This window comes from Burkholderia sp. Ac-20353 (genome assembly GCF_017104785.1).
Taxonomy (GTDB): Bacteria; Pseudomonadota; Gammaproteobacteria; order Burkholderiales; family Burkholderiaceae; genus Burkholderia.
In genome coordinates this window covers 1-10,127 of record NZ_JAAGPL010000260.1, presented here as the reverse complement: position 1 = coordinate 10,127, position 10,127 = coordinate 1, and the positions used below count along the sequence as shown (strand labels likewise).

General features: G+C 67.2%; 10 protein-coding genes. 5 read left to right on the top strand and 5 right to left on the bottom strand.

The window, feature by feature from the left end; all coding sequences use genetic code 11:
- From G3N94_RS37015 to G3N94_RS37005, 3 genes are all read right to left on the bottom strand, one after another.
- The coding region (locus tag G3N94_RS37015; protein WP_205799186.1) for a hypothetical protein at positions 1–447 on the bottom strand (447 nt) is incomplete at its 3' end.
- A gap of 69 nt (positions 448–516) precedes the next feature.
- On the bottom strand, positions 517–1,344 hold the full coding sequence (locus G3N94_RS37010) for a ferritin-like domain-containing protein (protein WP_205799185.1): 828 nt from the start codon (positions 1,342–1,344) through the stop codon (positions 517–519).
- A gap of 293 nt (positions 1,345–1,637) precedes the next feature.
- Positions 1,638–3,278: a gamma-glutamyltransferase family protein gene (locus G3N94_RS37005; protein ID WP_205799184.1), complete on the bottom strand. Its 1,641-nt coding sequence runs from the start codon at positions 3,276–3,278 to the stop codon at positions 1,638–1,640.
- 209 nt (positions 3,279–3,487) lie between these two features.
- On the opposite strand from G3N94_RS37005, the gene G3N94_RS37000 reads away from it, so the two are divergent.
- Positions 3,488–4,267: a DeoR/GlpR family DNA-binding transcription regulator gene (locus tag G3N94_RS37000; RefSeq protein ID WP_124598168.1), complete on the top strand. Its 780-nt coding sequence runs from the start codon at positions 3,488–3,490 to the stop codon at positions 4,265–4,267.
- A gap of 331 nt (positions 4,268–4,598) precedes the next feature.
- Positions 4,599–4,796 carry a phage tail assembly chaperone gene (locus G3N94_RS36995; protein ID WP_185732174.1) on the top strand — a complete coding sequence of 66 codons (198 nt, stop codon included), beginning with the start codon at positions 4,599–4,601 and terminating at the stop codon, positions 4,794–4,796.
- A 66-nt stretch (positions 4,797–4,862) separates the two neighbouring features.
- On the opposite strand, the gene G3N94_RS36990 is transcribed toward G3N94_RS36995, so the two are convergent.
- The gene (locus G3N94_RS36990) at positions 4,863–5,228 is read right to left on the bottom strand and encodes a hypothetical protein (RefSeq protein ID WP_205799183.1); all 366 of its coding nucleotides are present in this window, start codon (positions 5,226–5,228) and stop codon (positions 4,863–4,865) included.
- A gap of 163 nt (positions 5,229–5,391) precedes the next feature.
- On the opposite strand from G3N94_RS36990, the gene glpD reads away from it, so the two are divergent.
- From glpD to G3N94_RS36975, 3 genes are all read left to right on the top strand, one after another.
- Positions 5,392–6,915, top strand: coding sequence for a glycerol-3-phosphate dehydrogenase (glpD, locus tag G3N94_RS36985; RefSeq protein WP_205799182.1), 1,524 nt, complete (start codon positions 5,392–5,394; stop codon positions 6,913–6,915).
- A 95-nt stretch (positions 6,916–7,010) separates the two neighbouring features.
- A complete protein-coding gene (gene glpK, locus G3N94_RS36980; RefSeq protein ID WP_205799181.1) occupies positions 7,011–8,513 on the top strand; it encodes a glycerol kinase GlpK in 1,503 nt (500 codons plus the stop codon).
- 81 nt (positions 8,514–8,594) lie between these two features.
- Positions 8,595–9,311, top strand: coding sequence for an MIP/aquaporin family protein (locus G3N94_RS36975; protein ID WP_205799180.1), 717 nt, complete (start codon positions 8,595–8,597; stop codon positions 9,309–9,311).
- A gap of 77 nt (positions 9,312–9,388) precedes the next feature.
- Here G3N94_RS36975 and G3N94_RS36970 read toward each other — a convergent pair.
- Positions 9,389–10,127: FAD-dependent oxidoreductase (locus G3N94_RS36970; RefSeq protein ID WP_205799179.1), on the bottom strand; the 739-nt coding region annotated here is incomplete at its 5' end.

Genomic DNA, 10,127 nt, shown 5'->3' with positions numbered 1-10,127 from the left:
GCGCGCCCCATCCTCCCCTTCCAGCGCGAACGTGACGCCCGTCGCGAGACGCGCATAGCCGACGCGCTGCGCATCGCCGTGCGCGATCGTCGCCGCGAACCCCGCGAGCCCGCCGAAGTCGCCTTCGAGCGGTTCGATTTCCAGTTGAGCCTGATGGAACGCGCCGTCGGCGACGAGCGTCAGTGCGGCCGCGCGACGTTGCGCGAGCGCGCGCGCCGCGCGCGATTGCGGCCATAGCGCGAGCAGCAGCACGCGTGCGTCGCGCGCGTAGATTTCCCCGACACTCAACAGCGTCGTGCGCAGCTGGCCATCATCGGTCGCGACGATCAGCGACACCGCGACATCGGCCTTGCGGTCGAGCGCGGTGCCGTCGAACAGCGACACGACGGCAGGCGGCCACGCGTCGAACGTCCATTGCTCGAGTGCGTGGCGATGCGTATCGGTCATGATGGGGCGGCCTCGTCGATCAGCGGATGATGCCGCAGCATACGCGCGACGGGCGCGGCCGTGGACGGATCAGCGAAAGAACACGTGCTGCGTGAGCTTCACGAGCGGATAGTGGACGCCCGGCTGAATCTTCGCGGGCAGCTCGAGCGGCTTCAGCAGCATCTTGATGCACATGTCCGCCGACAGGTTGCGCCGCACGAGCGCGTTGACGCGCGCGGCGCGCGCGCGGTTGTATTCGGTGTCGCCGATGCGGCCCGGATAGCGCATCGCGAACACGTGGCGCAGCGCGATCTCCGAATCCTCGTTCCTGATCTCCAGCACGCGGCGCATCAGCGCGCCGAGCACCGCGAGCCGGCCGTTACCCTCGAGCTGGTTGTACTTCTTGAAATATTTGAAGAAGTGCTTGTAGTGGCGCACTTCGTCGGTGCGGATGTTGTCGGTGATTTCCTTCAGCACGGGCTCGTCCGAGCAATCGTTGATCGCGCGATAGAGCGTCGCGGTGCCCGTCTCGACGACGCAGCGCGCGACCATCTCGAGCGCGCGGGTCTTCTCGAACGCGTCGATCGAGCAGGTCTTCGAATACTCGTCGAAGAAGTTCGCGAACGCAGTATCCCAGTCGAACTCCGGCCACACGTGCCCGATGTAGGCCTTCAGCGCGCGGCCGTGCTGCAATTCTTCGTGCTCCCATGCATTGTTGAGCCACGCCGACACTTCCGGATCGTCGTTGAAGAACTCGCTCAGGTTGCTCGTGTAGAGATCCGAACCGCTTTCGATGAACGACGCCGCGCACAGCAGCAAAAGCAGATCCTCGTTCGCGGCGGCGCGCTGACGATCGATCCGGTTCAGGTCGATGTCCTCGATTCGCCACGGCATGACATGCGTCGTTTCAGTCTGCATGGTGTTGCGCTCCCAGGCGCCCCATCCGGCAGCCGCCCCACGTATGCGGCATGGGCAGCGGCCGCCCCGGAGGCGGCGTTATTGCTTGATGTTGTAGGAATCGGTCCGGCCAGGACCATTCTGGAATCTTAGCCGGACTTTGATGTTCGTGCTTCAAAGCACTGACCGTACTCGACACGCGCAGTTCCGCGACGCATATTGCCGTTCGTTAGACGAGTCCTTCGAGCCCGGCCGCACAAACGAAACGGGCGGCCATTCGGCCGCCCGTTGCGCATGCACGTGGAAGCGAACCGTCAGAAACCGGCCGCCAGCCCGTCGCGCCGGCTGTCGCTCGCGGCCACGTAGCCGCGCTCGGGATCGGTGCGATCGAGCCGCCACACGAACTGGCCGGAGCCGAAATCCATGTAAGGATCGTCAATCGACTTGATCGCATGGCCGCGCGCGGCGAGCGCATCGACCGTCGCACGGTCCATGCTCGACTCGACGTCGAGCGAGAAGTCGCGGTTGACCTTCCAGCGCGGCGCATCGCATGCGGCCTGCGGCTGCTGGCCGTAGCCGAGCATCCGCACGATGGTCTGCAGATGGCCTTGCGGCTGCATGTCGCCGCCCATCACGCCGAAGCTCATCACGGCCTCGGTGCGTCCGTCGACCTCCTCGGTGACGAAGGCCGGGATGATCGTATGGAACGGCCGCTTGCCGCCCGCGACGACGTTCGGCGACGCAGGGTCCATCGAGAAGCCGTGCCCGCGATTCTGCAACGCGATCCCGGTGCCCGGCACGACGAGACCCGAGCCGAAGCCCATGTAGTTCGACTGGATGAAGCTCACCATCATCCCGCGCTCGTCGGCCGCCGACAGGTAGATCGTGCCGCCCGAATGCGGCCGGCCGGCCGCGAAGTGCGTCGCTCGCGCGGGGTCGATCAGCTTCGCGCGTTCGGCGAGGTAAGCGTCGTCCAGCATCTGCGCGGGCGTCACGTCCATTGCGCGCGGGTCGGCGACGTAACGGTAGACGTCCGCGAATGCGAGCTTCATTGCCTCGATCTGCAGATGCTGCGATTCCGGCGAGTCGACCGGCCATTCGGTTGCGCCCGCATGCTCGGCGATCCCGAGCGCGATCAGCGCGGCGATGCCCTGCCCGTTCGGCGGGATCTCGTGGATCGTGCGGCCGCGAAAGCGCTTGCCGATCGGCTCGACCCATTCCGGCCGGTACGCACGCAGGTCGGCTTCGGTGAGCGCGCCGCCGCCGTCGCGCGCGAACGCAGCGATTCGTTCGGAGAGCGCCCCGTCGTAGAACGCGCGCGCGCCGTCCTTCGCGAGCGCACGCAGCGTCTGTGCATGCCCGGGCAGACACACGCGCTCGCCGATTTCGGGCGCACGCCCGCGCGGCATGAAGGTGTCGGCGAAGCCCGGCAAGCCTTGCAGCTCGGGCACCGCGGCCGCCCACTTGCGCGCGACGATCGGCGGCACCGCATAGCCGCGCTCGGCGATCTCGATCGCGGGCTCGAGCAGGTCGGCGAACGGCAGCGAGCCGAACTTCGCGTGCAGCGCTTCCCAGCCCGCGACGACGCCCGGCACGGTGACCGTGTCCCAGCCACGCGTCGGCTTGCGTGCCAGGCCCGGCGCTCCGTCGCCGTGACGCCGGCGGAAATAATCGACATTCCACGCGGCCGGCGCGACGCCCGACGCGTTCAACCCGTGCAGCTTCCCGCCGTCCCACACGAGCGCGAACGCATCGCCACCGAGCCCGCACGACACGGGCTCGACGACCGTGATCGCGGCCGCGGCGGCCAGCGCCGCATCGACCGCGTTGCCGCCTTTCCACAGCATCCGCAGGCCCGCCTGCGCGGCCAGCGGATGCGACGTCGAAACCACATTGCGCGCGAACACCGGAATGCGCGTCGTCGGATACGGGTTGTGCCAGTTGAAGCCGGTCATCGGTTCCACCTCGTCGGAAACTGCGTGAGCGCGCGAACGCGGACAATCCGCCATTGCAGCGCGATCGGCGCGATCACGCAAATTCATTTGTCACATGAATCCATGCACTTTGCACATGAATTCTCCATGCCGTCGCGTCCGGCCGCGTCCGGCATGCTGCCCGAACACCCTTACAATAGCCGCTCTGTCTTCACGACTTCGCCGCCGACATGACCCGAGATCCCCGCCTCACCCTCAACGCGCGCCAGCAGGAATTGCTCGAATGGGTGCAGCGCGACGGCTTCGTGACCGTCGACGATCTCGCCGCGCACTTCGCCGTGACGCCGCAGACGATCCGCCGCGACGTCAACTGGCTCGCCGACCTGAACCTCTTGCGCCGCTACCACGGCGGCGCGAGCTTGCCGACGAGTTCCGAGAACGTGTCGTACACCGCGCGGCAGCGGATGTTCCACGACGAGAAGCGGCGCATCGCGGCGCTCGCCGCGTCGCACATCCCCGACCAGGCATCGCTGTTCATCAACCTCGGCACGACGACCGAGGAAGTCGCGCGCGCGCTGAACCGCCACCACGGGCTGCACGTGATCACGAACAACCTGAATGTCGCGTCGATGATGAGCGGCTACCCGGACTGCGAAGTGCTGATCACGGGCGGCATCGTGCGGCCGTGGGACAAGGGGATCGTCGGCGAGCTCGCGATCGACTTCATCCGCCAGTTCAAGGTCGACTACGCGATCATCGGCACGTCGGCGATCGAGACTGACGGCACGCTGCGCGACTTCGACACGCGCGAGGTGCGCGTCGCCGAGGCGATCATGCAGCACGCGCGCACCGTCTACCTCGTCGCCGACCACTCGAAGGTCGGCCGGCCGGCGCTCGTGCGCCAGGGCCACCTGAGCCAGGTGCACGCGCTGTTCACCGACAAGCCGCTGCCGCCGGAGATGGACGAGACGATCGCCGCCGCGGGCACCCAGGTGTACGTGGCGGAATAGCCGACGGGAATGAGCGGCGGGAATGACCGGCGCCATGCTGCGCCGCACCCAAAACTTCAAGTGAAATCAAGAAGTTGGCGGTTCGGCCCAACCGCTTGCAGCGGGCCTGCGTGTCAAACTGAAAATTAATGGGGCACGATTTGGCGTTGCCCGCGCGCTCGACTAGACTCCAGTTCCCCGGCCCGTTTGCCCGCCCCGCTCGTGCCAAAGCGCGGGTGAAACATTGGACCGGCGAATTACAGCTTTTCCCCCCAAGCCATACCCCGCTGGGTATCACGCCCCGGCCCCCTGGGCCTAAGGTGTGGGCAGTCCGATTGCCATGGAGAGAACGATGCTGAGTCCGCATGAATTCGCCACGCTATTGCTTGTGAAGGACGCTCCCGATCAGGCCAACATGGAACGCGATGAACTCGACGCGCTGCTGGAGCAGCAACTCGTCCGCCTGGAAGGGCTCGGATCGGGACGCAAATACTGCGTAACCGAAACGGGCGACGCGGCGCTGCGCTCCATCAAATACCGCTATTCCTGACTGACCTGACCGCGCCGGCCGGCTCCCGGCCGCGCGCCGCTCCCCGCCTCGTTCAATCGACGACGCTCAGCCGCCGCGCAGCGTCGGGTCGACGGCTGCACGCCAGCTCACCGCCTTCGCGCGCGCATCGTTGAAATACGTGACCCAGCCGGCCCGCGCCGGTGCGCCCGGCGCCGCATAACGCACCGAAAGTTCGTTTACGAACGTGCAATAGTCCGGCTCCGACAGCCCGCGGTAGCGTTTCGCGACATACGCGTCGTAGAGCATCGAATAGACGGGCTGCGCATCCACGCCCCAGTCGCGTGCCGTGCCGCCGCACGACGTCTGCAGATCCGCGAATGACGGCGCGCGCCAGCTCCCGCCGAGCGGCGGCATGCCGCCGCAGCCCGCCAGCATCACGGCCAGCGCGCCGGCCCACATCCCAATACGCATGACTCACCTCACGAAACGGTCGATCCGACAAGTATCGTCCGGGATCGCGCGCCGCGCCACCTGCCCCTCTTTTTTCGAACTTTACTTTTTCGAATTCGTTCGCTAAATTTCGAATTCGAACATTTTGTGTTCGCTAACTTCCATCAGACGATAAGGACAGCAGGTGACTCAACCGAATCGCTACGATCTGCTCGTCGTCGGCGGCGGCATCAACGGCGCGGGCATCGCGCGGGATGCGGCCGGCCGCGGCCTGTCGGTCGTCCTGTGCGAGCAGGACGACCTCGCGTCGCACACGTCGTCGTGCAGCACGAAGCTGATTCACGGCGGCCTGCGCTATCTCGAGTACAACGAATTCGGGCTCGTGCGCAAGGCGCTGCAAGAACGCGAGACGCTGCTGCGCGCGGCCCCGCACATCATGTGGCCGCTGCGCTTCGTGATGCCGCACATGCCGAACCTGCGGCCCGCGTGGCTGATCCGCATCGGCCTGTTCCTCTACGATCACCTCGCGAAGCGCGAGCTGCTGCCCGGCTCGCGCGGCATCGACATGCGCCGCCATCCGGCCGGCGCGCCGCTGATCGATTCGATCAAGCGCGGCTTCGTGTACTCCGACGGCTGGGTCGACGACGCGCGCCTCGTCGTGCTGAACGCGCTCGACGCGAAGGAGCGCGGCGCCGAGATCCTGACGCGCACCAAGCTCGTGTCCGCCGAGCGGACCGGTGACGAATGGCAAGCGCGGCTCCAGCTCGCGGATGGCTCGATCCGTGTCGTGCGCGCCCGCGCGATCGCGAACGCGGCCGGCCCGTGGGTCGGCGAAGTGCTGCACGGCGCGCTCGGCCGCGGCGCACAGCACAGCGTGCGGCTCGTGAAGGGCAGCCACATCATCACGCGCCGCCTGTTCGATCACGACCACGCGTACATCTTCCAGAATCCGGACAAGCGGATCATCTTCGCGATTCCGTACGAGCACGATTTCACGCTGATCGGCACGACCGACGTCGAGTACACGAACGATCCGGCGAAGGTCGCGATCGATCGCGACGAGACGCAATACCTGTGCGATTCGATCAACCGCTATTTCAAGCGCAAGATCGCGCCGGCCGATGTCCACTGGACGTATTCGGGCGTGCGCCCGCTGCTCGAGGACGAGAACGCGGCGAGTGCGTCGGCCGTCACGCGCGACTACCGGCTCGAGATGGACGATGGCGCCGGTGCGCCGCTGCTGTCGGTGTTCGGCGGCAAGATCACGACGTTCCGCAAGCTCGCCGAGGAAGCCGGCGACCTGCTGTCACGCGCGCTCGGCCGCGACGACAAGCCGTGGACGGCCGGTGCACCGCTGCCGGGCGGCGACATCGCCAATGCAAGATTCGACGCATTCGCGGACCAGTTCGCGAAGCGTCATCCGTGGCTGCCCGCCACGCTCGCGCGCCGCTATGCGCGCGCGTACGGCACGCGCGCCGAACGCGTGGTCGGCCACGCGAAGTCGCTGGCCGATCTCGGCCTCGTGATCGCGCCGGGCATCCACGAAGCCGAACTGCGCTACCTGCGGGACGTCGAATGGGCGACCTGCGCGCAGGACGTGCTGTGGCGCCGTTCGAAGCTCGGGCTGCACGTCGCGCCGGGCACCCTCGACGACGTGACGGCCGCGCTCGACGCGTGGTTCGCCGCGCGTCACGCGCATCACGCTTGACCGCGTATCAGATTCACGCAATCAGCCTCACCCAAACGCGCCGCCTCGTGCGGCGCGCATCACAACTAAGCCAATCACGGATGGAGATGAGAGACATGCAGGATCAGTACATCCTCGCGCTCGACCAGGGCACGACGAGCTCCCGCGCGATGCTGTTCGATCGCCAGGGCAACATCGTGTCGATCGCGCAGAAAGAATTCGAGCAGATCTACCCGCAACCCGGCTGGGTCGAGCATGACCCGCAGGAAATCTGGTCGACCCAGGCAGGCGTCGCGGCCGAGGCCGTCACGCGCACGGGCCTGAACGGCACGTCGATCGCCGCGATCGGCATCACCAACCAGCGCGAGACGACGATCGTCTGGGATCGCGAGACGGGCCAGCCCGTCTACAACGCGATCGTCTGGCAGGACCGCCGCACGGCCGATTTCTGCGATTCGCTGAAGGCACAGGGGCTCGAAGCGAAGGTGCGCGCGAAGACGGGCCTGCCAATCGATTCGTACTTCTCCGGCACCAAGATCCGCTGGATTCTCGACAACGTGCCGGGCGCGCGCGACAAGGCGCGCCAAGGCAAACTCGCGTTCGGAACCGTCGACAGCTGGCTCGTGTGGAACTTCACGAAGCACGAGCTGCACGTGACCGACGTGACGAACGCGTCGCGCACGATGCTGTTCAACATCCATACGCGCCAGTGGGACGACGAGCTGCTCGAACTGCTCGACATCCCGCGCAGCATGCTGCCGGAAGTGAAGGCGTCGTCGGAAATCTACGGCCACACGAAGACCACCGTGTTCGCATCGAAGATCCCGCTCGCGGGCATCGCGGGCGACCAGCAGGCCGCACTGTTCGGCCAGATGTGCACGACGTCGGGCATGGTGAAGAACACCTACGGCACCGGCTGCTTCCTGATGATGAACACCGGCGACAAGCCGATCGAGTCGAAGAACAACCTCGTGACGACGATCGCGTGGCAGATCGGCGACGACGTGCAGTACGCGCTCGAAGGCAGCATCTTCATCGCGGGCGCGGTCGTGCAGTGGCTGCGCGACGGGATGGGCATCATCAAGAGCGCGGCCGAGATCGAAGCGCTCGCCGAGAGCGTGCCGCACACCGACGGCGTGTACCTCGTGCCCGCGTTCGCCGGCCTCGGCGCGCCGCACTGGAACGCCCGTGCGCGCGGCTCGCTGTTCGGCGTCACGCGCGGCACGACGTCCGCGCACCTCGCACGCGCGGCGCTCGATTCGATCGCTTACCAGTCGCTCGACGTGCTCGCGGCGATGGAGGCCGATTCGGGCATCAGCGTCGGCGAGCTGCGCGTCGACGGCGGCGCGAGCGCGAACAACCTGCTGATGCAGTTCCAGGCGGACCTGCTCGGCGTCGACGCGGTGCGCCCGCAGATCACCGAGACGACTGCGCTCGGTGCGGCCTACCTCGCGGGTCTCGCGATCGGCTACTGGAAGAACCTCGACGAATTGCGCAGCCAGTGGCAGCTCGACCGCCGCTTCTCGCCGTCGATGCAGAAGGAGCAGGTCGAACAGTGCATGGCCGGCTGGCAGCGCGCGGTGCGCGCCGCGAAGGCGTGGGCCGACGACGCGCAGTAACCGTTCGATATCCGTAACGAATACAACAACGACCGGCGGACCGCGCCATGCGCGAGTCCGCCAAGACATACGAGAGACAACATGTCACCTTATTTCGCAGAATTCATCGGCACCGCGATCCTCGTGCTGCTCGGCAATGGCGCGGTCGCGAACGTGCTGCTCGCCAACACCAAGGGCAAGGGCGCGGACCTGATCGTGATCGTGTGGGGCTGGGCGATGGCCGTATTCGTCGCCGTCTACGTGACCGCGTCGTTCAGCGGCGCGCACCTGAACCCGATCGTGACGATCAGCCTCGCGCTAGCGGGCAAGTTCGCGTGGTCGAAGGTCGGCGGCTACATCCTCGCGCAGATGCTCGGCGGGATGGCGGGCGCGCTGATCGTGTGGCTCGCGTATCGCCAGCACTTCGCGAAGGAAACCAATGCCGACCTGAAGCTCGCGGTGTTCTGCACCGCGCCCGCGATCCGCAGCGTCCGGCACAACGTGCTGACCGAAGCGATCTGCACGTTCGTGCTGATCCTCGGCGTGCTGTACCTCGCGTCACCGCAGGTCGGGCTCGGCGCGCTCGACGCGCTGCCCGTCGGCCTGCTCGTGCTCGGCATCGGCATCTCGCTCGGCGGCCCGACCGGCTATGCGATGAGCCCCGCACGCGACCTCGCGCCGCGCATCATGCACGCGCTTCTGCCGATCCCCGGCAAGCGCGACAGCGACTGGCGCTATGCGTGGATTCCGGTGATCGGCCCGCTGATCGGCGGCTCGCTCGCGGCCGGGCTGTACCTGACGCTGCACGTGCCGCACTGACGCGATCGTTCGTACTGCGCACGCAACACAGCCCGCGCGCCGGAAGGCCGCGGGCTGTTTTACATGCCGCGCGCGTCCTACCCGCCAGTCGAGCCCGACAACAGGGCCTTCAGTTTCACGCTCGTATCCGCGACGGCCGCCGGCGTGACCGCCGCCCCGCGTTCGACCAGCATCCGCGCGAGCTTCATCTCCTTCGCGAATCCGGACGCACGACCAAAGCCGCTCGCCGCGACGAGCCGACCGCCGCCGTCGAAGTGGAAATGGATCTCGTCTTCGTCGCCAAGCGTGCGCGCAACCACCTGCTCGCCGAGCGCCGGCTCCCCGGCAACCTGCAACTGGCCGTCGTACTGATCGGACCAGAACCACGGCACTTCGCGATACGGCTCGTCGGCGCCAAGCATGTTGCGCGCGGCGACGCGCGCCTGCGTCTCGGCGCCGTGCCAGGTTTCCTGCCGGATCGGCCGCCCCGACAGGCCGCTCGGGAACACCGCGACATCGCCGGCCGCGTAGATGCCGGGCGCCGACGTCTCGAGCCGCGCGTTCACGACGATGCCGCGATCGACTGCGAGGCCCGCGTCGCGCGCGAGTTCGTCGGCAGGCTCGATACCGATACCGACCACGACCGTATCGGCAACGAGGGTGCCGCCGTCGTCGAGCGTGACGGCCAGCGCGCCGTCGGCCGCGCGCGCGATCGCGACGGGCATCCGGTTCACGCGGATCTGCACGCCATGCTGCGCATGCAGCGCGTGCACGCGCGCCGCGATCGACGCCGGCACCGCGCGGCCGAGTAACCGCGGCGCCGCATCGAGCACGGTC